The 223-nt window shown below is 52.5% G+C and carries 1 protein-coding gene; it reads right to left on the reverse strand.

The genetic code is table 11. The annotated features are described in order from the left end of the window. Positions 1-223: AMP-binding protein (locus tag AAC854_RS24010; RefSeq protein WP_340619227.1), on the reverse strand; the 223-nt coding region annotated here is incomplete at both ends.

The following is a 223-nucleotide window of genomic DNA, read 5'->3' on the forward strand; positions in this document are numbered from 1 at the left end:
GGTGAGCAGCAATTTGGCTGAACAATCTTTTATCAACCAGTTCTTCCGCTCGTCCGGTACGCCAGGGTCAATCGGAACATAAACAGCCCCCGCCTTGAGAATAGCTAACTGGGCCACGACCAGCTCAATGGATCGCTCTAACAAGATCGCAACATGCTCACCCGGATAAACCCCTTGCTCAATTAACTGACGGGCCAGCCGGTTAGCACGGATATTCAGCTCC

Source organism: Xenorhabdus entomophaga (genome assembly GCF_037996725.1).
Classification (GTDB): Bacteria; Pseudomonadota; Gammaproteobacteria; order Enterobacterales; family Enterobacteriaceae; genus Xenorhabdus; species Xenorhabdus khoisanae.